Origin of the sequence: Streptomyces sp. NPDC001536, from assembly GCF_042894505.1 — a bacterium.
Taxonomy (GTDB): Bacteria; Actinomycetota; Actinomycetes; order Streptomycetales; family Streptomycetaceae; genus Streptomyces.
Genome location: NZ_JBIAVQ010000008.1, coordinates 182,569 through 205,480, shown reverse-complemented (window position 1 = coordinate 205,480; position 22,912 = coordinate 182,569). Strand labels below are relative to the sequence as shown.

At 71.5% G+C, this 22,912-nt stretch carries 26 protein-coding genes; 17 read left to right on the top strand and 9 right to left on the bottom strand.

All coding sequences use genetic code 11. The annotated features are described in order from the left end of the window. Window positions 1–4: 4 nt before the first annotated feature. From ACFY0U_RS22920 to ACFY0U_RS22885, 8 genes are all read left to right on the top strand, one after another. Window positions 5–865: a mycofactocin-coupled SDR family oxidoreductase gene (locus tag ACFY0U_RS22920; protein ID WP_388638602.1), complete on the top strand. Its 861-nt coding sequence runs from the start codon at window positions 5–7 to the stop codon at window positions 863–865. A gap of 36 nt (window positions 866–901) precedes the next feature. Further along, on the top strand, window positions 902–1,093 hold the full coding sequence (locus ACFY0U_RS22915; RefSeq protein WP_388638600.1) for a ferredoxin: 192 nt from the start codon (window positions 902–904) through the stop codon (window positions 1,091–1,093). A gap of 12 nt (window positions 1,094–1,105) precedes the next feature. Beyond that, a complete protein-coding gene (locus ACFY0U_RS22910) occupies window positions 1,106–2,491 on the top strand; it encodes a cytochrome P450 (protein WP_388638598.1) in 1,386 nt (461 codons plus the stop codon). Window positions 2,492–2,523: 32 nt separating this feature from the next. Next, window positions 2,524–4,167, top strand: coding sequence for an OB-fold domain-containing protein (locus ACFY0U_RS22905; protein ID WP_388638596.1), 1,644 nt, complete (start codon window positions 2,524–2,526; stop codon window positions 4,165–4,167). Next, window positions 4,164–5,063 (top strand): alpha/beta hydrolase, encoded by a 900-nt coding sequence (locus ACFY0U_RS22900; protein ID WP_388638594.1) that lies wholly within the window; start codon window positions 4,164–4,166, stop codon window positions 5,061–5,063. Before ACFY0U_RS22905 ends, ACFY0U_RS22900 begins: the two co-directional genes overlap by 4 nt. A 5-nt stretch (window positions 5,064–5,068) precedes the next feature. Then, the gene (locus tag ACFY0U_RS22895; protein ID WP_388638592.1) at window positions 5,069–5,572 is read left to right on the top strand and encodes a DoxX family protein; all 504 of its coding nucleotides are present in this window, start codon (window positions 5,069–5,071) and stop codon (window positions 5,570–5,572) included. After that, window positions 5,572–6,390 (top strand): NAD(P)-dependent oxidoreductase, encoded by an 819-nt coding sequence (locus tag ACFY0U_RS22890; RefSeq protein ID WP_388638590.1) that lies wholly within the window; start codon window positions 5,572–5,574, stop codon window positions 6,388–6,390. Before ACFY0U_RS22895 ends, ACFY0U_RS22890 begins: the two co-directional genes overlap by 1 nt. Before the next feature lie 125 nt (window positions 6,391–6,515). Further along, window positions 6,516–6,869 carry a hypothetical protein gene (locus tag ACFY0U_RS22885; protein ID WP_388638588.1) on the top strand — a complete coding sequence of 118 codons (354 nt, stop codon included), beginning with the start codon at window positions 6,516–6,518 and terminating at the stop codon, window positions 6,867–6,869. A gap of 6 nt (window positions 6,870–6,875) precedes the next feature. On the opposite strand, the gene ACFY0U_RS22880 is transcribed toward ACFY0U_RS22885, so the two are convergent. Both ACFY0U_RS22880 and ACFY0U_RS22875 read right to left on the bottom strand, forming a co-directional pair. Then, window positions 6,876–7,862, bottom strand: a complete 987-nt coding sequence (locus tag ACFY0U_RS22880; RefSeq protein ID WP_388638587.1) for a helix-turn-helix domain-containing protein — start codon at window positions 7,860–7,862, stop codon at window positions 6,876–6,878. 85 nt (window positions 7,863–7,947) lie between these two features. Further along, window positions 7,948–8,922: an alpha/beta hydrolase gene (locus ACFY0U_RS22875; RefSeq protein ID WP_388638585.1), complete on the bottom strand. Its 975-nt coding sequence runs from the start codon at window positions 8,920–8,922 to the stop codon at window positions 7,948–7,950. Between the two features lie 227 nt (window positions 8,923–9,149). Between ACFY0U_RS22875 and ACFY0U_RS22870 the strand changes: the two genes are divergently transcribed. Both ACFY0U_RS22870 and ACFY0U_RS22865 read left to right on the top strand, forming a co-directional pair. Next, window positions 9,150–10,106: a TerC family protein gene (locus ACFY0U_RS22870; RefSeq protein WP_388638584.1), complete on the top strand. Its 957-nt coding sequence runs from the start codon at window positions 9,150–9,152 to the stop codon at window positions 10,104–10,106. Window positions 10,107–10,185: 79 nt separating this feature from the next. Then, window positions 10,186–11,067, top strand: a complete 882-nt coding sequence (locus tag ACFY0U_RS22865) for an LLM class F420-dependent oxidoreductase (protein ID WP_388638583.1) — start codon at window positions 10,186–10,188, stop codon at window positions 11,065–11,067. Here the strand turns inward: ACFY0U_RS22865 and ACFY0U_RS22860 are convergent. Then, complete coding sequence (locus ACFY0U_RS22860; RefSeq protein ID WP_388638582.1) at window positions 11,043–11,297, bottom strand: hypothetical protein; 255 nt, start codon at window positions 11,295–11,297, stop codon at window positions 11,043–11,045. The genes ACFY0U_RS22865 and ACFY0U_RS22860 overlap by 25 nt on opposite strands. Window positions 11,298–11,411: 114 nt before the next feature. On the opposite strand from ACFY0U_RS22860, the gene ACFY0U_RS22855 reads away from it, so the two are divergent. Next, window positions 11,412–12,317, top strand: a complete 906-nt coding sequence (locus ACFY0U_RS22855; protein ID WP_388638581.1) for a LysR family transcriptional regulator — start codon at window positions 11,412–11,414, stop codon at window positions 12,315–12,317. 124 nt (window positions 12,318–12,441) lie between these two features. Here the strand turns inward: ACFY0U_RS22855 and ACFY0U_RS22850 are convergent, their stop codons facing one another. Then, window positions 12,442–13,005 (bottom strand): NAD(P)H-dependent oxidoreductase, encoded by a 564-nt coding sequence (locus ACFY0U_RS22850; protein ID WP_388638580.1) that lies wholly within the window; start codon window positions 13,003–13,005, stop codon window positions 12,442–12,444. 98 nt (window positions 13,006–13,103) lie between these two features. Between ACFY0U_RS22850 and ACFY0U_RS22845 the strand changes: the two genes are divergently transcribed. From ACFY0U_RS22845 to ACFY0U_RS22835, 3 genes are read left to right on the top strand one after another with little or no spacing between them, the layout of a single operon-like run. Further along, entirely contained in the window at window positions 13,104–13,784 is a 681-nt protein-coding gene (locus ACFY0U_RS22845; protein ID WP_388638579.1) for a TetR/AcrR family transcriptional regulator, read from the top strand. 27 nt (window positions 13,785–13,811) lie between these two features. Further along, window positions 13,812–14,858, top strand: a complete 1,047-nt coding sequence (locus ACFY0U_RS22840; protein ID WP_388638577.1) for a LacI family DNA-binding transcriptional regulator — start codon at window positions 13,812–13,814, stop codon at window positions 14,856–14,858. Between the two features lie 39 nt (window positions 14,859–14,897). Continuing rightward, entirely contained in the window at window positions 14,898–16,076 is a 1,179-nt protein-coding gene (locus ACFY0U_RS22835; RefSeq protein ID WP_388638575.1) for a 4-hydroxybenzoate 3-monooxygenase, read from the top strand. 37 nt (window positions 16,077–16,113) lie between these two features. Here ACFY0U_RS22835 and trxA read toward each other — a convergent pair whose 3' ends face one another. Continuing rightward, window positions 16,114–16,500 (bottom strand): thioredoxin, encoded by a 387-nt coding sequence (gene trxA, locus ACFY0U_RS22830; protein WP_388638573.1) that lies wholly within the window; start codon window positions 16,498–16,500, stop codon window positions 16,114–16,116. 121 nt (window positions 16,501–16,621) lie between these two features. Here trxA and ACFY0U_RS22825 point away from each other — a divergent pair, with 121 nt between their 5' ends. Next, window positions 16,622–18,040 (top strand): dihydrolipoyl dehydrogenase family protein, encoded by a 1,419-nt coding sequence (locus ACFY0U_RS22825; RefSeq protein ID WP_388638572.1) that lies wholly within the window; start codon window positions 16,622–16,624, stop codon window positions 18,038–18,040. A 173-nt stretch (window positions 18,041–18,213) separates the two neighbouring features. Here ACFY0U_RS22825 and ACFY0U_RS22820 read toward each other — a convergent pair whose 3' ends face one another. Further along, window positions 18,214–18,858 carry a peptide deformylase gene (locus ACFY0U_RS22820; RefSeq protein WP_388638570.1) on the bottom strand — a complete coding sequence of 215 codons (645 nt, stop codon included), beginning with the start codon at window positions 18,856–18,858 and terminating at the stop codon, window positions 18,214–18,216. 139 nt (window positions 18,859–18,997) lie between these two features. Here ACFY0U_RS22820 and ACFY0U_RS22815 point away from each other — a divergent pair, with 139 nt between their 5' ends. Beyond that, a complete protein-coding gene (locus ACFY0U_RS22815; RefSeq protein WP_388638569.1) occupies window positions 18,998–20,395 on the top strand; it encodes a PepSY-associated TM helix domain-containing protein in 1,398 nt (465 codons plus the stop codon). 57 nt (window positions 20,396–20,452) lie between these two features. Here the strand turns inward: ACFY0U_RS22815 and ACFY0U_RS22810 are convergent, their stop codons facing one another. Genes ACFY0U_RS22810 through ACFY0U_RS22800 form a run of 3 tightly spaced genes read right to left on the bottom strand, consistent with a single transcriptional unit; the run spans window position 20,453 to window position 21,784 of the window. Continuing rightward, a complete protein-coding gene (locus ACFY0U_RS22810) occupies window positions 20,453–20,800 on the bottom strand; it encodes a tetratricopeptide repeat protein (RefSeq protein WP_388638567.1) in 348 nt (115 codons plus the stop codon). Window positions 20,801–20,849: 49 nt separating this feature from the next. After that, window positions 20,850–21,296, bottom strand: a complete 447-nt coding sequence (locus ACFY0U_RS22805) for a MarR family transcriptional regulator (RefSeq protein ID WP_388638565.1) — start codon at window positions 21,294–21,296, stop codon at window positions 20,850–20,852. After that, entirely contained in the window at window positions 21,293–21,784 is a 492-nt protein-coding gene (locus ACFY0U_RS22800; protein ID WP_388638563.1) for a MarR family winged helix-turn-helix transcriptional regulator, read from the bottom strand. Before ACFY0U_RS22800 ends, ACFY0U_RS22805 begins: the two co-directional genes overlap by 4 nt. Window positions 21,785–21,894: 110 nt before the next feature. Here ACFY0U_RS22800 and ACFY0U_RS22795 point away from each other — a divergent pair, with 110 nt between their 5' ends. Continuing rightward, window positions 21,895–22,860: a pirin family protein gene (locus ACFY0U_RS22795; protein WP_388638561.1), complete on the top strand. Its 966-nt coding sequence runs from the start codon at window positions 21,895–21,897 to the stop codon at window positions 22,858–22,860. Window positions 22,861–22,912: the final 52 nt, after the last annotated feature.

The following is a 22,912-nucleotide window of genomic DNA, read 5'->3' as shown; positions in this document are numbered from 1 at the left end:
ACCCATGGGACGAGTCGAGGGCAAGGTCGCGTTCATCACCGGAGCCGCCCGCGGCCAGGGCCGCAGCCACGCGGTACGGCTGGCCGAGGAGGGCGCCGACATCATCGCGGTGGACCTGTGCCGTGACTACGAGACCGTCGGCTATCCGATGGCCACCCCGGAGGACCTCAAGGAGACGGTCCGCCTGGTCGAGGAGCAGGGCCGCCGCATCATCGCCCTCCAGGCCGACGTACGGGACGTGGCCGGGCTGCGGGAGGCACTGGAGACCGGGCTCGGTGAACTCGGCGGCCTGGACATCGTGGTGGCACAGGCAGGAATCGCCCCGCTGCGCGGCGAACCCAAGCTCCAGGCATGGTGCGACGCGATCGACGTCGACCTGATCGGCAGCATCAACGCCATCCAGGTCTCCCTCCCGCATCTGCGGGAGGGTGCCTCCGTCATCGCCACCGGCTCCACCGCCGCCCTCATGGAACACGGCATCGTCGACACCCCCGGCTCCAACCCCGGCGGCTCCGGCTACGCCTACGCCAAGCGCGCCCTGTCGGAGTACGTCCACGAACTCGCCCGCAACCTAGCCCCGTTGAAGCAGCGCGCCAACGTCGTGCACCCCACCAACGTGGACACCCGGATGCTCCAGAGCGAGCCGATGTACAAATCGTTCCGCCCCGACCTCGAACACCCCACGCGCGAGGACGCCGAGCCCGTGTTCGCCGTACAGCAGGCCATGCCGATCCCGTACGTCGAACCGGTCGACATCAGCAACGCCGTCCTGTTCCTCGCCTCCGACGAGGCCCGCTACATCACCGGCACCCAACTGCGCGTCGACGCCGGCGGTTACCTCAAGTGGTACGACTGGCGCCGCTGAGCGCCAGGGACAACGGAAACGACAGGGAGGCAAGCCGTGAAGGTCCGCGTCGATCCGGAGCGCTGCCAGGGCCACACGCTCTGCTGGATGACCGCTCCGAAGGCGTTCCAGCTGGACGAGGTCGACGGCCACTCCTCGGCCGTCAGCGAGGACGTACCGGCCGATCAGGAAGAGGACGTGCGGGAAGCCGCGCACTCGTGCCCGGAACGGGCCATCCAGACCTTCTGAAGGGAAAGGCCCATGACCGAGGCCGACGGCCCCACGAACGAGGCCGCGAGCGGCGACGACCGCCGCAAACACCAGGTGCACTTCGACCGGCACACCCCCGAGTACCGCCACCAATTCGAGGAGATCACCCACGAGTTGCACGCCAAGTGTCCCATCGCCTGGACCGACACCCACGGCGGCCACTGGGTCGCCAGCGGCAACCGCGAGGTCTTCGAACTGGCCCGGTCCGCCGAGTTCCTCTCCAACGACCATGACGTCAAGGGGGAGCGGCGCGGCTACAAGGGCATCACCATCCCCTCGCCGCCGCGGGCGCGTGAAGTCCAGGGCGGTTTCCTGGAGATGGACCCGCCCGAGCAGCGCCACTACCGGCAGACCCTCAACCCGTATCTCTCCCCGGCCGCGGTCGGCCGCTGGGTGCCCTTCGTCGACGAGGTCGTGCGCGCCTGCCTGGACGAGAGGATCGAGGAAGGGCGGATCGACTTCGTCGACGACCTCGCCAACATCGTCCCGGCCGTCCTCACCCTGGCGATGATGGGCATCCCGCTGAAGGACTGGACGGTCTACAACGAACCGGCCCACGCCTCGGTCTACACCCCGCCCGACTCGCCCGACATGCCACGCGTCGCCGAGATGAGCCGGAACATGGGGATGGGCCTGTACATGTCCATCCAGGAGATCCGCCGGAACCCCCGACCGGGACTGATCGACGCGCTCGTGCACGCCGACATCAACGGCAGGACCCCGCCCGACGAGGAACTGACCGGCGTCCTGGCCCTGTTGATAGGCGGTGGCTTCGACACCACGACCGCCCTCACCGCACACGCCCTGGAGTGGCTCGGCGAGCACCCCGGGGACCGCGACCGGCTCAGCCGCGAACGGGACACCCTCCTTGACTCCGCCACCGAGGAGTTCCTGCGCTTCTACGCGCCCGCCCCGGGGGACGGCCGTACGATCTCCGCCGACTGCGAGATCGCAGGGCAGCGCTTCGAGGAGGGCGAACGCCTCTGGCTGTCCTGGGCGATGGCCAATCGCGACCCGTCCGTCTTCCCCGACCCCGACCGCGTCGACCTCGAACGCAAGGGGAACCGGCACAGCAGCTTCGGCCTCGGCATCCACCGCTGCATCGGCTCCAACGTCGCCCGCACGGTGTTCAAGCGCATGGTCACGGCCGTGCTGGACCGCATGCCCGACTACCGCTGCGACCCCGACGGCACCGTGCACTACGAGACCATCGGCATCATCCAGGGCATGCGCCACCTCCCGGCGACCTTCACCCCGGGCAAGCGTCTCGGCCCCCCGCTGGACGAGACCCTGGAGAACCTCCAGAAGGCCTGCGACGAACAGCGCCTCGCCGAGCCCGTCACGGTCCGCTCGGCCAGGGCGAACATCGAACGCTGAGCGCATCGAACGCCGAGAGGGAGGAACACCACGTGGCCGTGAACCCGGGACGCCCGCTGCCCCAACTCACCGACCAGAACGCGTTCTTCTGGACGTCTGGGGCGGACGGACGTCTGTGCATCCAGGAGTGCGCCTCGTGCGCGTCCCTGATCCACCCGCCCCAACCCGTGTGCCGTCATTGCCGCGGCCACGACATGGGCGTACGGACCGTCTCCGGCCACGCCACCCTCATCGGCTTCACCGTCAACCACCGCTTCGGCCTGCCCGGCCTCCCCGCCCCGTACGTCGTCGCCCAGGTCGCGCTCGAGGAGGACGACCGCGTCCGGCTCACCACCAACGCCGTCGAGTGCGACCCCGACGACCTGGTCCTGGGCATGCGCATGGAGGTCGTCTTCGAGCAGGCCGGAGAGGTGTGGCTGCCGCTGTTCCGTCCGGCTGCCGAACAGGGCGAACCGTCACCGCTGCCCGAGGACGAGGCCAGCCCTGGCATACGGCCGATGCCCACAGCCGAGAAGTTCGAGGACAAGGTCGCGATCACCGGCATCGGCAGTTCACAGCTCGGCCGCCGCCTGATGGTCCCCCCGCTGTCCCTCACCGTCCAGGCCTGCGAGGAGGCCGTCGCCGACGCGGGCCTCACCCTCGACGACATCGACGGCCTGGCCACCTACCCCGGAGCGGGCCCCTTCGGAGGCTTCGCCGAGGGCGGCATCACGGCCCTGGAGTCCGCCCTCGGTATCCGCCCCACCTGGCACAACGGCGGAGGCGAGACCTTCGGCCCCGGCGGCTCCCTCATCGCCGCGATGCTGGCCGTCGCCGGCGGACTGGCCCGGCATGTGCTGTGCTTCCGGACCCTGTGGGAGGCGTCGTACGGCGAACTGGTCAAACAGGGCCGGATCCAGCCGCCGAGCAGCCCGGACGCCGGCTGGCTCAAGCCCTTCGGCGCGACCTCCGCCGCCCACACCCTGGCCCAGAACGCCCAGCGCCACTTCCACAAGTACGGCACCACCCGCGAGACCCTCGGCTGGATCGCCCTCAACCAGCGCGCCAACGCCGGTCTCAACCCCACCGCCATCTACCGCGACCCGATGACGATGGACGACTACCTGCAAGCCCGCCCCATCACCACCCCGTTCGGGCTCTACGACTGCGACGTCCCCTGTGACGGGGCGGTGGCCGTGATCGTCTCCCACGTCGACACCGCCCGGGACCTGGCCCAACCGCCCGTTCTCGTCGAGGCCGTCGGCACCCGCATCACCGAGCGCCTCGAATGGGACCAGAGCACCCTCACCCACGAACCCCAGGTCCTTGGCCAGTCGGCCCACCTGTGGACCCGTACCTCGCTGGGACCCGACGACGTCGACGTGGCCGAGCTCTACGACGGCTTCACCTTCAACTGCCTCTCCTGGATAGAGGCGTTGGGCTTCTGCGGCATCGGCGAGGCGAGGGACTTCCTGGACGGAGGAAAGAACATCGCCCGCGACGGCGTACTGCCCCTGAACACCCACGGCGGCCAGCTCTCCCACGGACGCACCCACGGCATGGGCCTCGTCCAGGAGGCGATCGTCCAACTGCGCGGCGCGGCAGGCCCCCGTCAGGTGCCCGGCGCGCGGGTCGCCGTGGTCAGCTCCGGAGGGCTCACGCCCAGCGGAGTCCTTCTCCTCAGGACGGCCACGTGAACCACAGCTCCATCGACATCGACGGCATCCCCCTGTCGTACCGGGCAAGTTGGTCCCCGCAGCCGCGCGCCGTCGTCCTCGCCCTGCACGGCGGCGGCACCGACTCGTCGTACTTCGACTGCCCGGGCCGGCCCCGGCTGTCGCTGATCCGGACCGGTATGGCCCTCGGCTTCACGGTGATCGCCCTGGACCGGCCGGGCTACGGCGCCTCGCACGCCCACCAGGAGAAGGTGACCGACCCGGACCGCCGCGTCGAGCTGACCTACGCGGCCCTCGACCGGCTGCTCGCCTCCCGCCCGCACGGCGCGGGCGTGTTCCTCATGGCCCACTCGGCGGGCAGTGAACTGGCCATCCGTATGGCGGCCGAGGAGCGCGGGCGCGCCCTGCTGGGCCTGGAGGTCGCCGGAACCGGACAGGAGCACCACCCGCGCTTCACCGCGCGCTGGGCGGAGCACGGGGAGCTGGGCATCCGCCGGCCTGCCCGCGGTCGGATGCGCGATCTGCTGTGGGGGCCGAGCCGTCTGTACTCGGCCGACGTCTTCGGCGGTACGGCCATCGGCGCGCCCTCGCCCGCCTATGAGGCTCAAGCGCGCGACTGGGTAAGGGAGTTCCCCGAACTGGGCGCCCGGGTGCGCGTCCCCGTGCACTACACCCTCGGCGACCACGAGGCGGTGTGGAGTCCCGGTGAACGGGCGCTGAAGGCCTTCGCCTCGGTGTTCACTTCCTCACCTCGCGTCAGGGTTCACGAACAACCGGACAGTGGCCACAATCTGAGCCTGGGTCACTCGGCCCGGGCTTACCACCTCGGAGTCCTGTCGTTCGCGGAGGAGTGCGCGGTGTTCCGCGAGAACGCGCGCCCCGAGGACGTCGACTCCACGCGGGGAAGGGCGGGTTGAGGGCCATGGACGACTTCGCGCTGCTGCTGATACGGCTGGTCCTGGGCGTCGTGATGATCGCGCACGGCCTCAACCACTGGCGCGGCGGCGGCCGTATCGAGGGCACCGCCCGCTGGTTCACCGGCCTGGGCCTGCGCAACGGCACCCTCCAGGCCTGGATGAGCGTCGTCACCGAGATCGGCGCCGGTGCGCTCCTGGTGCTCGGCCTGTTCACCCCGCTGGCCTGCGCGGCCGTCGTCTCGGTGATGCTCGTCGCGGGCCTGCTCGCCCACCGCCGCAACGGCTTCTTCGTCTTCAAGGAGGGCTACGAGTACGTCCTCACCCTCGCCGTCGTCGCCCTGGCGTTGGCCGTCCTGGGACCGGGCGGCGTGTCGGTGGACGAGGCGAGCGGCATCGACGTCACCGGCTGGGCGGGTGGCGTTCTCGCCCTGGGCGTCGCCGTGGTGGCGACGGCGGGACTGCTCGCCGTGTTCTGGCGTCCCGAACCCCCCGAGCAGGAGGCAGGCTGATGCGCGTCGGTTTCATCGGACTGGGCAGCCAGGGCGCGCCCATGGCCCGCAGGATCGTGGAGGCGGGGTTCGGGACGACGCTCTGGGCGCGCCGCCCCGCCACCCTGCTCCCCTTCGAGGACACCTCGGCCAAGCGCGCCGGGTCCCCCGCCGAACTGGCGTCGGTCAGCGACCTGGTCTGTGTGTGCGTCGTGGACGACGCCGACGTGGAGGAGGTCCTCACCGGAGGGTCCGGGGTCCTGTCGGGTCTGCGCCGGGGCGGGGTGGTCGCGGTGCACAGCACCGTCCACCCCGACACCTGCCGCCGCCTCGCCGAGGTGGCCCGCACCCACGGGGTCACGCTCATCGACGCACCCGTCAGCGGCGGCGGGCCGGCCGCGGCGGAGGGCAGGCTGGTGGTGATGGCCGGGGGAGAGCAGGGCACCGTCGCCTACTGCCGCCCGGTCTTCGAGACCTACGGCGATCCGGTCGTCCACATGGGTCCGCTGGGGTCGGGCCAGGTGGCCAAGCTCCTCAACAACGTCCTGTTCACCGCCCACCTCGCCACCGCCGCGAGCACCCTCGCCCTCGGCCGGGACCTGGCCGTCGACCCCGCCGCCCTGGCCCGTGTCATCTCCCACGGCAGCGGCAGGAGCTTCGCCCTGGACCGGGTCACCGCCGCGGGCGGCACCCTCGACCGGCTGGCCGCCCACGCCGGACCGCTGCTCCGCAAGGACGTCCGCCTGCTGACGGACGTCGCCACGACCGCGGACGCGTCCACGGGGGTCGTCACCTCGGTCGCGGAGGCGGCGCTGGCGCTGATGAACCAGGTGCGCTGAGCGTCAGTCGAGCGTGCCGGGATCCGGGCCGGTGCGCAGGCCGCGGTGAAACCCGGTGGTGAGCGCCTCGCCGCCCCCGATAGGGTCGCCGCGTTCCGACCCACCCCGCACGGAGAGCGACCCAAATGACCAGCCCCCGACCGACGACGACCCTCTGGCGCCCCACCGGCCCCGTCGAGCTGGATCTGGTCCGCGAGCTGGACTGGCGTGCCTGGCCGCCCCGGTTGCCCGAGCAGCCGATCTTCTACCCCGTCCTGAACGAGGACTACGCCGTGAAGATCGCCCGGGACTGGAACGTCAAGCACGACGGCGCCGGCTTCGTGACCCGCTTCGAGGTCGACTCGGATTACCTGCGCCGCTACCCCGTCCAGCGGGCGGGCGGCGAGACGATCCTGGAGCTGTGGGTGCCGGCCGAGGAGCTCGACGAGTTCAACGCGCACATCGTCGGCGAGATCCAGGTCGTGCACGAGTTCCGCTGACCGCGGCTACGAGCGGGCCAAGTGGCGCATCGTCAGGGCCAGTTGCATCCTGAACCGGCCCTGCGGGGTGCGCACCGGCCAGCCCAGCAGATGCTCGGCGTGCACCAACCGGTCCTGGAGCGTGGAGTGGTGCACGGTGATCTCCGCGGCGGCCGCCCGCAGACTCGCCGTCGACGCGACGGCGTGCAAGGTGGCCAGGAGCCATGGGGTCGCCGCGGCCGCGGACTCCAACGCGAGGACGTCGGGCGGCGGTTCGGCCCCCGGTACGACCAGATCGGCGAGCAGGGCCGTGCCGCCCAGCTCGTCGGCGTACACCACCCGCTGACCGGGATCCTGCGCGGTGCCCTCCGCGGTGAACCGCAGTGCGGTGCGCGCGGCGGCCCAGGAGCGCGGCAGGTCGAGCACCGGCACGGCGGGGCCCAGGCCCAGGCGCCCGGCGGGAAGGTCCGCACCGTGCTGCTCGGGGACGATCCGGGGCAGTCCGTCGGCGGCGGCCACGGCGCGCGCGGGCGTCGCCGGGTCGAGGCCCAGGCGCCGCGCCGCGTGCAGCCGGGCCGGTTCCGGGGCCGTGGCGTCGAGCAGTGTCTCCACCAGCGCCGGATCGTCGGCCGGGGCCCGGCCGCGGGTGCGGTCGAGGACGAGCCGCACGGCACCGGCGGCCCGTTCCAGGATCACGGCGTCCACCACGCTGGGCTCGGCCGCACGCTCCAGCCACAGCGCGGGCGCCCCGCCGGGCGTCAGCGCCGCCGACGGCCAGGCCGGATCCGGCGCCAGATCCGACTCGCGGCGCGTGCCGTCGGCCTCCACGCGCACCTGCACCCGCCGGTCCGCGTCGACGAGCCGCGCGGGCACCCCGGCCAGTACGGCCGCCCCGCGCACCAGTGCCTCCAGACCGGCCCGTGACTCGGCCAGCCGGTCGAAGTAGGCGATCACCTGGACGGCGGCACCGGCGTCCGGGTCCAGCGCGGTCAGACGCCCGGCCAGCTCTTTCATGAGTCCATGGTGCGGCATGCGGGGCCCGGCAGGGGAGCCCCGCGGCTCACGCCGGGCACCACCCGGTGTGAGCCGCGCCGCACGCTCACGCGTCGAGGAGCCTGCGCAGCCAGTCCAGATGCGCCGCCCGTGCGCGCTGGGACAGGGCCGCCTGCGGGGCGAAACCGTCGAAGCCGTGGAAGCCGCCCGGCCACACATGCAGCTCCGCGATCCCGCCGGCCTGCCAGATCCGGGAGGCGTAGGCGACGACCTCGTCCCGGAAGGTCTCCGCGGAACCCACGTCCAGGAACGCCGGGGGCAGCCCGGTCAGGTCCTCGGCACGGGCCGGTGCCGCGTACGCCGGAACGTCCGGGCCGCCGCGGCCGTCTCCGAGCAGCGCGGTCCAGCCGGTCTCGTTGGCCGTACGGTCCCAGACGCCCAGGCCCGCCATCTGGTGCGCGGAGGGGGTGTCGTTGCGGTCGTCCAGCATCGGGCACATCAGCACCTGGCCGAGCGGCCGAGGCCCCTTGCGGTCCCGGGTGAGCAGGGCGAGGGCCGCACACAGTCCGCCGCCCGCGCTGGCGCCCGCGAGGACGATCCGCTCCGGGTCGGCCCCCAGCTCCCCGGCGTGCTCCGCCGTCCACACCAGACCCGCGTACACGTCCTCGATCTGCGCGGGATAGGGGTCCTCCGGGGCCAGCCGGTACTCCACCGACACCACGACGGCGTCGAGTTCCTTCGCCCAGGCCAGCGCCACGTCCACGCCCACCCGGTTGTTGCCGAGGACCATGCCGCCGCCGTGCACGTGGTAGACGACGGGGCGCGGACCCGTGGCCGAGGGCAGGGTGGGGCGGCAGATCAGCAGCGAGATCTCGGGGGCGTCCTCGGGACCCGGCACCACACGGTCCTCGACCTTGAAGAAGCCGTCGAGCGTCAGGTCCAGCTCGGCCAGCATCTGGATGCCGGGGCCCTGACGTATCTGCTCGATGTCCTCCGGGGTCATCCCGGGGGAGACGAACTCCTTGATCAGCTCCAGGGCTCCGGCAAGCTCCGGGTCGAAGGGCGGTGGCACCAGGCTCATGTCTTCTCCTCACGCGGCAGCGCGGCGGCTCGTGCGGACATGATGTGCGCCCTGCGCGCTGTCCGGGGCGCCGCCGTACGGCGGAACCTGTCCGCCGTACGGCGGGTGGCACCGGCGTGACCTGGGAGACCTTGCCATGTCATGACCTTTTGTTCACCTATCGGGGGTGGAAGCGATCAGAACCTGGCACAACCCTGTGAAGGCCCCACACGTACCAGGAGTAACAAGTGAACGTGTCCCTCTCCGTCTGGCTGCTGACGGTAGCCGCCTTGTGCGTGCTCGTCGCCGTCGACTTCTTCATCGGCCGCAAGCCCCACGACGTGTCGATCAAGGAAGCCGGCATCTGGACGGTCGTCTGGGTCGTGCTGGCCTGTCTCTTCGGCATCGGCCTGCTGGTCTTCAGCGGCGGAAAGCCGGCCGGTGAGTTCTTCGCCGGGTTCATCACCGAGAAGTCGCTGAGCGTCGACAACCTCTTCGTCTTCGTCCTGATCATGGCGAAGTTCGCGGTGCCCACGCAGTACCAGCAGCGGGTCCTCATGGTCGGCGTGCTGCTGGCCCTGGCGCTGCGCGCCGTGTTCATCGCGGCCGGCGCGGCGATCATCTCCACGTTCTCCTGGGTGTTCTACCTCTTCGGTGCCTTCCTGATCTGGACCGCCTGGAAGCTCGTCCAGGACGCCCGCAAGGAGGAGCACGAGGAGGAGTACCAGGAGAACAAGCTGCTGAAGATGGTCGAGCGGCGCTTCGGCGTGGCCGACCGCTACCACGGCACCAAGCTGTGGATCGAGGAGAACGGCAAGCGGGTCATGACCCCGATGCTGGTCGTGATGCTCGCGATCGGTTCCACCGACGTGCTGTTCGCGCTCGACTCCATCCCCGCCATCTACGGCCTCACGGAGGATCCGTACATCGTCTTCACGGCGAACGCGTTCGCGCTGATGGGGCTGCGTCAGCTGTACTTCCTCATCGGCGGCCTGCTGAAGAGGCTCGTCCACCTGAGCTACGGCCTGTCGATCATCCTGGGCTTCATCGGCGTCAAGCTGGTGCTGCACGCGCTGCACGAGTCCGGCGTCCATGTGCCCGAGATCAGCATCCCCTTCTCGCTCGGCTTCATCGTGCTGGTCCTCGCCGTCACGACCTTCACGAGTCTGAGGGCCTCCAGGAAGCAGGAGGAGCCGGTCTCCTAGGCGAGCCCCTTGACTTCGAGAGCGCTCCAGGACCTAGCGTCACCAGGGTCGGTGAAGACCTCGGTGAACGGAGACGGCCATGCGCGTGGGCGTGCACATCAACCGGTTCGACCATCCCGGGGGAGGACCCGCGCTCGGCGCCGAACTCGCCGCCGCGGGCGATGCCGCCGAGGCAGCGGGACTGAGCTGGCTGTCGGTGATGGACCACTACTTCCAGATGGAGTTCAACGACCGGGCCGAGGACCCCATGCTGGAGGCCTACACGACCCTCGGCTATCTCGCGGCCCGCACCTCCACGGTCCAGCTCGGCGCCCTGGTGACCGGGGTGACCTACCGGCACCCCGGACTGCTCGCCAAGATCGCCACCACGCTCGACGTCCTGTCCGGCGGCCGGGCCACCCTCGGGATCGGCGCCGCCTGGTACGACCGGGAGCACGCGGGCCTCGGGGTGCCGTTCCCGCCGGTCTCCGAGCGCTTCGAGCGGCTGGAGGAGACCCTGCGGATCTGCCTCCAGATGTGGGACCCGGACACCAACGGCCCGTTCGAGGGCAAGCACTACCGCCTCGCCGAGACGCTGTCCGTGCCGGCCCCGGTCAGCGACCCGCGCCCCGAGATCATGATCGGCGGAGGCGGCGAGAAGAAGACGCTCCGGCTGGTGGCCCGGTACGGCGACGCCTGCAACCTGTTCACCACCACCCCCGAGGAGGTCGCCCACAAACTCGACGTCCTGCGCGGCCACTGCGACACCGAGGGCCGCGACTACGACGCGATCCGCAAGACCGTCGCCTACTCCGGGGACCCGCTCACCACCGGTGACCTCGACGCCTTCACCCAGGACATCACGGGCTACACCAAGCTCGGCATCGACACCGTCATCCTCTCCCCGCGCACGGGGGAGCCGGCGGCGTTCATCGAGCGGTTCGCGGCCCCCGCGGTTCAGCGGCTGGCGGGACTGGACTGAGAGACCTCAGGACTGGGCTGGGGGACGGTGGGTCCGCTGCGGGAGACGATCCGCATCCCGCGGTCGTCGACCACACGCACCTGGAGCGAGCCGCAGCCGCAGCGGGTCCACACCGTGCGACCCGCCGCGGTGGCGTGCCGGGACACCACCTGGAAGGGCTCGGCGCCGTCCGGCCATCCGCAGTGCGGGCAGACGGTGCCGGCCGTGGTCGTGCCGGTCGGGCTGGTCATGGGGACTCCTCGTACGTCGTGGATGGCTGACCGTCGCGACACCTCCAGGGTGCGCCGCCCACTTCGTACACGTCCAGGTTGACTTTCCGGACCCCACCTTGAAGCGTGGGCTTCATGATTGATCTGCGTCGGCTCCACGTCCTGCGCGCGGTCGCCCACTACGGCACGGTCACCGCGGCCGCCCGCGCCCTGCACTTCACCCCGTCCGCCGCCTCCCAGCAGATCCGCCAGCTCGCCCGCGACCTCGGCGTCGACCTCCTCGAACCCCAGGGCCGGGGGATCCGGCTCACCCCGGCGGCCGAGAGCCTGCTGGCGCACGCGGACGCCATCCAGGCCCGCTGGGAACAGGCGGAACTCGATCTGCGCGCCGAACAGGGCGCGCCCGGCGGGCTGTTGCGGGTGAGCGGCTACCCGGTGGCCATCTCGGTGCTGCTGGCGCCGATGGCGGTGCGGCTCCAGGAGCGGTATCCGCGGCTGAGTGTGCGGATCCAGGAGGCCGATGTACCGGCGAGCTTCGATCTGCTCTTCGAGGGCGAGAGCGACCTCGCGATCGTGGAGGCCACCCCGCACAACCCGCCGCTGAACGACCCCCGCTACGACCAACAGCCGCTGCTGGACGACCCGTTCGACCTCGTCGTGCCCGCCGGTCATCCGCTGGCCGGGCGAGAGGGCGTGGACCTCTCGGAAGCGGCGCACGAGGACTGGATCGCCCCGATGCCGGACAGCCCCTGCCGCCCGCACATCATGTCCGCCTGCGGGGAGGCCGGGTTCAGCCCCTCGGTGGTGCACCACGCCGTGGACTGGAACGTCATGGCATGTCTCGTCGCCCATCGGCTCGGCGTCGCGCTGATCCCGCGCCTCGCCCAACTCGCCCCGCACCTGCCCGTCACCCGGGTGCCCTGCACCGGCAACCCGCACCGCAAACTGCTCACCTGCACCCGGCACGGCGGACGCGAACGCCCCGCGGTCGAGGCCGCGTTGACGCAGCTGCGGGAGCTGGCGGCCACTGCCGTGGCCTGAGCGCCGCGGACGCCCACCGCGCCGTACCGGACCGCGTCGACAGCGCGTTCTCCTGCGAACTGGGCCAGGGCATGAGAAAGGGGCCGGAGCCCCTGGGCTCCAGCCCCTCGCCGTGAGGAGACGGTCAGGCGGCAGCGGTCTCGCCGGCATGGCCGTGCACGCGGGCGATGACCTCGGTCAGCTGCGCGGCGACCTCGGCGTCGTCGGCCGGGTGGGTCTCGGCGAAACGGACCACGGAACCGGGGATGGAGAGCTTGACGTCCTCGAGCACCGTCGCGCCGGCGATGCCCAGCGCCTTGCGGGTCTCGTCCTGCGCCCACACGCCACCGAACTGGCCGAACGCGGTGCCGACCACGGCGGCCGGCTTGCCGCCGAAGGCGCCGGCGCCGTACGGACGGGACAGCCAGTCGATGGCGTTCTTCAGCACGGCCGGGATGGTGCCGTTGTACTCGGGGGAGAAGAACAGGAAGCCGTCGGCGGCCTGGGCGGCCTCACGCAGCTTGGCGGCCGGGGCCGGGACGCTGCCCTCGACGTCGATGTCCTCGTTGTAGAACGGGATGTCGGCCAGGCCCTCGAAGAGCTCGACGCTCGCACCCTCGGGCGCGAACTTGACGGCCGCCTCCGCGAGCTGGCGGTTGTGCGAACCGGCGCGAAGGCTGCCGACGAGCGCAAGGATGCGAACAGACATGCGAACTCCAAGATGCTGAAACAGTGCCGTCACAATACGGACCGGGGTCCGTTTAGTTTCTATCACCCTAACCGGACCGCGGTCCAGTTTCATTCCCGATGCTTTACGCTGTCTTCATGTCCGCCTCTCTGCCGCCGTTTCCCAGGCCTCAGGAACCTGCGGGTGAGGCCGAGTTGCTGCAGCTCGGCACACCCGAGGAGGAGCCCTGCCTGCGTGCCGACGCCGCACGCAACCGGGCCAGGCTGCTGGAGGCGGCCGCCCGGCTGATCGCCGAGCACGGCGCCGCCGGGGTCACGATGGAGGCGGTGGCCGCCGCGGCCCAGGTCGGCAAGGGAACCGTCTTCCGCCGCTTCGGCGACCGGACGGGTCTGCTGATGGCGCTGCTGGACCACTCGGCGAAGAGGCTCCAGGAGGACTTCCTCGGCGGCCCGCCGCCCCTGGGTCCCGGGGCGCCGCCCCTGGAGCGGCTGCGGGCGTTCGGCGTGGCGGTGCTGTACCGCACGGCCGAGCAGCTGGACCTCCACCTCGCCGCCGAGCCGGAGCCCGCCCGCCGGTTCGCGCACCCCTCGCACCGCGCGCTCACCATGCACGTCACGGTCCTGCTGCGCCAGATCGTGCCGGACGCCGACTGCGAACTGCTGGCGCGGACCCTGCTCAGCTCTCTCGACCCCGCCCTGATCCACCACCTGACCAGGGAGTGCGGCATGCCGATGGAGCGCCTCGAAGCCGGCTGGGCCGATCTGGTGGCCCGCGTGACGGGCACCGGGGCGACCCACTGAGAGGCGGCTCGCACAGGTTCTGCAAAGATGCGTCACGTCATGGTGCAGATACCGAAAACGCCCGCCCCCGCGTCTCCCGCACCGCGCTCCGTGCCCACGAGCGCCGATGTGGCCCGTCTGGCCGGCGTCTCGCGCGCGACCGTCTCCTACGTCCTCAACAACACCAGCGCCGTCCGGATCAGTGAGCCCACCCGCCGCCGTGTCCACGAGGCCGCCAAGGAACTCGGGTACGTGCCCCACGCGGCCGCCCGCAGCCTGCGCGCCGGACACAGCCGCCTGGTCCTGATGCCCGCCCCCACCATCCCCGTCGGCCAGCTCTACGGCCAGTTCATCAACGAACTCCAGTGGGCCCTCAGCCGCCTCGACTACACCGTCGTGCAGCACGGCAGCGTCGGGCTGCACGGCGACGAGGCCGCCCGCGCCTGGGCCGAACTGCGCCCGGTCGCCGTCCTGGTGCCCGGCGCCGGGCTCGGCCCCAAGGGTGTCGCGGTCCTCAAGCGCTCCGGCGCCCGCGCCGTCGTCACCCTCGGCCCCGAGTCCGTCGAGGGCGCCCACGCCCTGCTCATGGACCACGAGGCGGTCGGCCACTGCGCCGCCACCCACCTCTACGCGCGCGGCCGGCGCCGCATCGGCGTCGTCGTCCCCGAGGAGGCGGGCCTGGAGGCCTTCTCGCTGCCCCGCCTCGCAGGCGTACGCAACGCCCTGCGCGGCACCGACGCCACCGTGACCCATCTGCCCCTCGCCCACACCGAGGAGGCCGCCGCCCGGCTCGCCGCCCGCTGGCGCGAGCTCGACCTGGACGCGGTGTTCGCGTACAACGACGAGTACGCGATGCTGCTGATGCGCGCCCTCCAGGACCAGGGGATCGACGTGCCCGGCGAGACGGCGCTGATCGGCGCCGACGACCTGATGCTCGGCCGGCTCCTGCGTCCCCGGCTGAGCACGGTCCACCTCGAACTGCCCTCCGGCCGCGACCTCGCCGAACTCGTCGACCGCGCGGTGCGCAACCCCGGCGCCGTACCCGAGACGCACAAAGTACTGGGAGCGACGGTGGTGCACCGCGAATCCAGCTGACAGCCTGAGCATCAGGCTGTCACTCACGGGAGGCGTGCCATGCGCACGACGGTCGGCATCATCGGCGGCGGCCCCGCCGGACTGCTCCTCGCCCGCCTGCTGCACCGCGCGGGCATCGACTGTGTCGTCCTGGAGGCCAGGACACGCGCATACATCGAACAGCGCCAGCGCGCCGGAATGCTGGAGCAGGGCACGGTCGACGCCCTGCGCGAGTGCGGCGCGGCCGAGCGCCTGGAGGCGCGGGGCCTGGTCCACCAGGGCATCGAACTGCGCTTCGACCGGGAACGGCACCACATCGACTTCCCGGTCCTCACCGGCGGCCGCACCGTCACCATCTACGCCCAGACCGAGATCGTGAAGGACCTCGTAGCCCTCCAACTGGCCGACGGACCACCGCTGTTGTTCGAGGCCGAGGCGCTCGCGATCGAGAAGCCGGAGAGCGCGACACCCCTCGTGAGGTTCGTGCACGAGGGCCGCGAACAGACCCTGAGCTGCGACTGGGTCGTCGGCTGCGACGGCTTCCACGGCATCGCCCGCGACACCGTCCCCGCCGAGGTGAGCCGCGCCCACGAGCACGACTACCCGTACTCCTGGCTGGGGATCCTCGCCGATGTCGCCCCGTCCTGCGACGAGTTGATCTACGCCCGCGGCGAGCGCGGGTTCGCCCTGCACAGCATGCGCTCATCGCATGTGTCACGTCTGTACCTACAGGTCCCGAACGGCACCGACCCGGACGACTGGTTCGACGACCGCATCTGGGACGAACTCGCCGCCCGGTTCGCCATCGACGCCGACTGGACCCTGCGCCGCGGCCCGATCACCGCCAAGTCCGTGACTCCGATGCGCAGTTACGTCCACGAACCGATGCGCCACGGACGGCTCCTGCTGGCCGGCGACGCCGCCCACATCGTCCCGCCGACCGGCGCCAAGGGGCTCAACCTCGCGGTGTCCGACGTACGCCTCCTCGGCCGCGCCTTCACCGAGCTGCACCGCACCGGATCCGAGCGACTCCTGGACACCTACTCGCAGTCGTGCCTCGCCCGCGTCTGGCAGGCGACCCGGTTCTCGTACGACATGACGACGATGCTGCACACCCGGCCCGACGCCGACCCCTTCGAGCACCGCCTCCAGCTCGCGCGGCTGCGCCGGATCACCGCATCCCGGCACGCCGCCGCCGAACTGGCCGCGAACTACACGGGACTTCCCCTCCAGTGGTGAGCCCCCACCGGGATGCGGTACCTCAACGGCCCTGCGGTCACTGGCCGTTCTGCTCGGCGTTGGCCTGCTGCTCGGCGACCGACTTGCGGACCTCGTCCATGTCCAGCTTGCGGGCCTGTCCGATCACATCCGTCAGCGCGGCCTCCGGCAGCGCGCCCGGCTGGGCGAACACGGCCACCCGGTCACGGACGATCATCAACGTGGGAATCGACTGGATCCCGAAGGCCGCCGCCAGCTCCGGCTGCGCCTCGGTGTCCACCTTGCCGAAGACCAGGTCCGGGTTCTCCTCGGCGGCCTTGTCGTAGACGGGCGCGAACTGACGGCACGGCCCGCACCAGGACGCCCAGAAGTCGATCAGCACGAAGTCGTTGTCCGTGACCGTCTGGTCGAAGTTCTCCTTGGTGAGCTCCACGGTCTTGCTCATGGCGTGAATCCCTCTTCCTGATGTCGGGGCGAAGCCGTCGTCGCAAACACGGCAGGCCGCGTAGGTATTCCGCGCGCGTACCCATGTGGCCTGAGCGCACACCACCCGTAAGACTGACCCCATGACGGAAACGGAAACCACTGTGTACGACGTCGTGGTGCTCGGTGCCGGGCCCGTGGGGGAGAACGTCGCCGACCGCACCCGTGCGGCCGGCCTCTCCACCGCGGTCGTGGAGAGCGAGCTGGTCGGCGGCGAGTGCTCCTACTGGGCCTGTATGCCCAGCAAGGCCCTGCTGCGCCCGGTCATCGCCCAGGCCGACGCCCGGCGCCTGCCCGGTCTCGCACCCGCCGTGCAGGGCCCCCTCGACACGGCCGCGGTCCTCGCACGACGCGACGAATACACCTCCCACTGGAAGGACGACGGCCAGGTCCGCTGGATCGAGGGCATCGGCGCCGACCTCTACCGCGGCCACGGCCGCCTCACCGGCCCCCGCACGGTCACCGTGGGCGACAAGGTGCTCACCGCCCGGCACGCCGTGGCCGTCTGCACCGGCACCCGCGCCGTCCTGCCCGACCTGCCAGGACTCGACGAGATCAAGCCCTGGACCAGCAGGGAGGCCACCAGCGCCAAGGCCGCGCCCGGCCGGCTGGTCGTGGTGGGCGGCGGTGTCGTCGCCACCGAGATGGCCACCGCCTGGCAGGCCCTCGGCTCCCAGGTCACCCTCCTGGTCCGCGGCAAGGGCCTGCTGAACCGCATGGAGCCCTTCGCCGGCGAACTGGTCCACGAGGGCCTCACCGAGGCGGGCGCCGACGTCCGCACCGGCACCTCGGTCGCGTCGGTGACCCGCGAGAACGGCACCGTCGTGGTCGTCACCGACGGCGGCGACCGCATCGAGGCCGACGAGATCCTCTTCGCCACCGGACGCGCCCCGCGCACCGACGACATCGGCCTCGACACGGTCGGCCTGGCACCCGGCTCCTGGCTGGAGGTCGACGACAGCCTCCGCGTCACCGGCAGCGACTGGCTCTACGCCGTCGGCGACGTCAACCACCGCGCCCTCCTCACCCACCAGGGCAAGTACCAGGCCCGCATCGCGGGCGCCGCCATCGCGGCCCGAGCCTCCGGCGTCCCGCTCCTGGAGACGGACCCCTGGGGCGCGCACGCCGCGACCGCCGACCACTCCGCCGTACCCCAGGTCGTCTTCACCGACCCGGAGGCCGCCGCCGTCGGCCTCTCCCTGGCCGAGGCCGAACAGGCGGGCCACCGCGTCCGCGCCGTCGACTACGAACTCGGCAACGTCTCCGGCGCGAGCCTGTACGGCGACGGCTACCGGGGCCGCGCCCGCATGGTCGTCGACCTGGAGCGCGAGATCCTCCTCGGCGTCACCTTCGTCGGCCCGGGCGTCGGCGAACTCATCCACTCCGCCACCATCGCCGTCGCCGGAGAGGTCCCCATCAGCAGGCTGTGGCACGCCGTGCCGTCCTATCCGACGATCAGCGAGGTGTGGCTGCGGCTGCTGGAGAGCTACCGCGACAACTGAGTCACGCGGCGGGACCCGAAGGGGGCGCAACGCCCGCACGGCGCGGTCGTCGTGGGTCACCATGACGACCGCGCCCGGATGCGTGCCCATGTCGACGTCGTCCCGAAGGAAAGGAACGGGCCCAGCACACCCCGGAGTTCACCGTCCGTCAGTTCCTGCGCGAAGTAACCGAGCTACGGCAGGTCGAAGCCGAGCGCCTTCGCGGCCTCCGTCGGCGTGGGCTGCGCCCAGCGCTCCGCCATGGCCTGGGCCGACGACAGCGACCGCGGCTCCGCCCGGTCGAGGTAGAGCGTGCCGTCGAGGTGGTCGGTCTCGTGCTGCACGATCCGCGCCGGCCACCCGGAGAACACCTCGTCCACCGCGCGACCGTGCTCGTCCTCGCCCGTCAGCCGCACCTCGGCGTGGCGCGCCACCACCGCCTGCCAGCCCGGCACGCTCAGACAGCCCTCGAAGAAGGCGGCGCGCGCGGTGCCGACCGCCTCGTACGACGGATTGACCAGCACCCGGAACGGCAGTGGCACCCGTCCGCGCGCGACCCTGATCTCGTCCGGCACCGGCGCCGGGTCCTCGATCACCGCGATCCGCAGGGGCACGCCGACCTGCGGAGCCGCCAGACCCACGCCCGGCGCCGCGTGCATGGTGACGCGCAGCGCCTCGACGAACCGGGCGAGCAGCGCGGAGTCCAGCTGTCCCTCGAACCGCTCGGTGCCGCGCCGTAGCACCGGATCGCCGGCCGCCACGATCGGCAGCGGGCCGTCGCCGGCCAGGAGTTCCTCGACCAGCCCGGCAAGGGGCGCGTGATGACGGGGAGTTGCCATCGCGCCAGGATGCCACGCCCGCCGGCCCACCCTTGTGTGACGCAGGTCACTTAAGCCTCCGGGAACTCGAAGGCCTCTCTCCCCGACTACTGGACCGGTACAGCCGAGAAACGTCCCCTGCCCCAGAAAAGAACCGCCGATGACCTCCGCTCTCACGAGGACCACGGACGAGGCCCCGAAAGCCGCCGATCCGACGCCGTCACGCAGCAGTTGGGCACCGCTCCGCCCCCTGTTGCTGCGCCTGCACTTCTACGCCGGACTGCTGGTCGCGCCGTTCCTTCTCGTGGCCGCCTGCACCGGACTCCTCTACGCCGCCTCCTTCCAGGCCGAGAAGATCGTCTACTCCGACGAGTTGACCGTCTCGGAGGTCGGCGACGTCAAACTGCCCATCTCGGAGCAGGTCACCGCCGCCCGTGAGGCCCACCCCGAGGGCACCGTCGCCGCCGTCCGTCCCTCCCCGGAGGACGACGCCACGACCCGGGTCCTGCTCTCCGGCGTCGAGGGCGTCGACGCCGACCACACCCTCGCCGTGTTCGTCGACCCGTACACCGCCAAGGTCGAAGGCGCCCTGGAGCAGTACGGCTCGACCGGCGCCCTGCCCCTGCGCACCTGGATCTCCGGGCTCCACCGCAATCTGCACCTCGGCGAGACCGGCCGCCTCTACAGCGAGTTCGCGGCGAGCTGGCTGTGGGTGATCGCGAGCGCGGGGCTCGTGATGTGGTTCACCCGCCGCCGGGCCCAGCGCAAACTGCGCGGGACCAGCGGGCGGCGCCGCACCCTCGGTCTGCACGGCGGCGTCGGCGCGTGGGCCGCCGCCGGGTTCCTCTTCCTGTCGGTGACCGGTCTGACCTGGTCCACCTACGCCGGCGCCAACATCGACGTACTGCGCACCTCGCTCCACCAGGCCACCCCGTCGATCTCCGCGACCGCGGGCGGCGACCACTCCGGACACGGCGCGTCCGCCTCGGCCGGGGACGCCGAGCACGGCGTCGGCCTCGACAAGGTTTTGGCGGCGGCGCGGGCCGAGGGGCTCGGCGACCCGGTCGAGATCGTCCCGCCCGCCGACGAGTCGTCGACGTACGTGGTGAAGCAGGTGGGGCGCAGCTACCCCACGAAGCAGGACGCGGTGGCCGTCGACCCGACCTCCGGCGAGGTCACCGACGTGCTGCGGTTCGCCGACTACCCGATCCTCGCGAAGCTGACCCGCTGGGGCATCGACCTGCACACGGGCGTGCTGTTCGGCCTGGTCAACCAGATCGCCCTGATGCTGCTCGCGCTCTCCCTGATCCTGCTGATCGTGTGGGGCTACCGGATGTGGTGGCAGCGCGGCCGCGGCTCGGCCTTCGGCCGTCCGATCCCGCGCGGGGCCTGGCAGAAGGTGCCCCCGCTGATCCTGCTGCCGTGCGTGGCGGCCATCGCGGTCCTCGGGTACTACGTCCCGCTCCTCGGCATTCCGCTGGCCGCGTTCCTCGTCGTCGACATCGTCCTCGGCGAGATCAGCCACCGGCGGGGCGGGCGCGCCGACGCGGCGGCCTGACCGCGGGACAGCGCAGGGGCCCGGTTCCATGACGGAACCGGGCCCCTGCTGTCGTGCTCAGAGGGTGTCGAAGTCGCCCGCGAGCGCGGAGGCGAGGCGCAGGTGCGGCTCGGCCTCCTCGTGCCGCCCCTGGCGCTCCAGTGTGCGGCCCAGCATCAGCCGGGCGTACTGCTCCACCGGGTCGCGCTCCACGATGATGCGCAACTCGGTCTCCGCGCGGCGCAGTTGGGCCGAGTGGTAGTAGGAGCGGGCCAGCAGCAGCCGCGGTCCGGTCTGCTCCGGCACCTCCTCGACCAGCCCGTCCAGGACACGCGCCGCGGCGGCGTAGTCCTTGGCGTCGAAGAACATCCGCGCGCGCTCCCACCGCTCCGCCGGTGTTCCGTGGTCGTAGTACGTCGTCTCCACTCTGACCTCCTTCGAGGCCGTCAACGGAGAAGATCGGTTCGGTATTCCACTACGTGGCGAGGGCCGTGAGCTCGGCGTCGGCCCGGTCGGTGATGAGGGTGAGCACGCGTCCGGCGACGGCGAGATCCTCCGTCGGGATGCCGTCGTAGATCCGGGCCGTGATGGGCGCGGTCTCGGCGGACGTCCGGTCGTACAGCTCCTGGCCGGCGTCCGTGATCCGCACCTGTGACGGCTCCAGGGGCGCCAGCAGCTTCGCCGCGATCAGCTCGTCGACCACGGACCGGGCCTGCGAGGCGTCGATCTTCAGCGAACCGACGACGCCGTCGACGAGATGGCCCCGCTCGACCGGTCCGTCGGCGACGGCCACGACCCGCAGGGTGACGGACTGCTGGAAGGTCACGCCGTGGCGGGCCAGGACCCGCTCCAGGACACCGCGGGCGGCGTAGTGGGCCAGGGCTATGACGCGGGGGTTGAGCAGGGGAGTGGTGGTGGTCATGGCTGCTCCTTGTCGGGCTCGCCGGTGGCGGCGAGCGGATCCAGAGGTGCGTCGAGCAGGGTCACCAGGTCGTGCTTGAAGTCCCGGGTGCGCTCGCTGTCCAGGCCGCCGAACGGGGCCAGCAGCTGCTCCAGGAGCCCCTGGACGACCTTGACGGCCTGTCGGGTCGTGTCGCGGCCCTGCTCGGTGAGGGCCAGCTGCACGGCGCGGGGGTCGCGAGGGTCGCGGGTGCGCTCCAGGAGGCCCGCGGACTCCAGGGAGCGCGCCAGCTTGGACACATAGAGCGGCTCCAGGCCCACATGGTCGGCGAGGCGCCGCTGACTGGGGCGCTCACCGGCGCGCTGCATGCCGTACAAGGACGCCACCAGCGAGTACTGCGCATGGGTGAGCCCCAGCGGAGCCATCGCGCGGTCCACCGCGGTCCGCCACTTCATCGACAGTCGCCACACCAGGAATCCGGGTGTCGCCTTCTCGGAACCCTCGCTCATGACAAATACAGTACATGGCTACTATGTACATGGCTACTATTTTCGAACGAGCCGGGACAGCCCGGACGACGGACTGACGGGACGCCGCTCACGGGTCTAGGTTGGGCGCCATGAGCAATCTTGATCGCGAGGCGACTCCCGCCCTGTGCGGCGGCCGCGGCTTCGTGGTGGCGGAGCCCGTTCGCGAACTCCTCAGTCCTCGCACCGTCAAGCTCGGCGAGTCCACCGAGGTCCGCCGGCTGCTGCCCAACCTGGGGCGTCGCATGGTCGGCGCGTGGTGCTTCGTCGACCACTACGGCCCCGACGACATCGCCGACGAACCCGGCATGCAGGTGCCGCCCCACCCGCACATGGGCCTTCAGACGGTGAGCTGGCTGCACCAGGGCGAGGTGCTGCACCGCGACTCGACCGGCAGCCTCCAGACGATCCGCCCGCGCGAGCTGGGCCTGATGACCTCCGGACGGGCCATCAGCCACTCCGAGGAGAGCCCCAAGTCCCACGCCCGCTATCTGCACGGCGCCCAGCTGTGGGTGGCCCTGCCCGACAGCGACCGCCACACCGACCCGCACTTCGAGCACCACGCCGAACTGCCGGTCGTCACCGCACCCGGCCTCTCGGCCACCCTGATCCTCGGCACCCTCGACGGCGCGACCTCGCCCGGCACGACATACACCCCCATCGTCGGCGCCGACCTGACCCTCGCCCACGGCACGGACGTACGCCTCCCGCTGGAACCGGACTTCGAGTACGCCGTCCTGTCCATGTCCGGCGAGGCCCGGGTGGACGGCGTCCCGGTCCTGCCCGGCTCCATGCTCTACCTCGGCTGCGGCCGCACCGAACTGCCGCTGCGCGCCGAGTCGGACGCCTCCCTGATGCTCCTGGGCGGTGAGCCGTTCGAGGAGGAGCTGATCATGTTCTGGAACTTCATCGGCCGCACCCAGCAGGAGATCGAACAGGCCCGCGCGGACTGGACCACCGGTTCGCGCTTCGGCGAGGTCAAGGGCTACGACGGTGCGCCCCTGCCCGCTCCCGCGCTGCCGCCGGTGCCGCTGAAGCCGCGGGGACGGGTGCGTTGACCCGCGGATCCTGCCGCTCCGACGGCGCGAAGGGCCCTGGCGGACGGAAGTC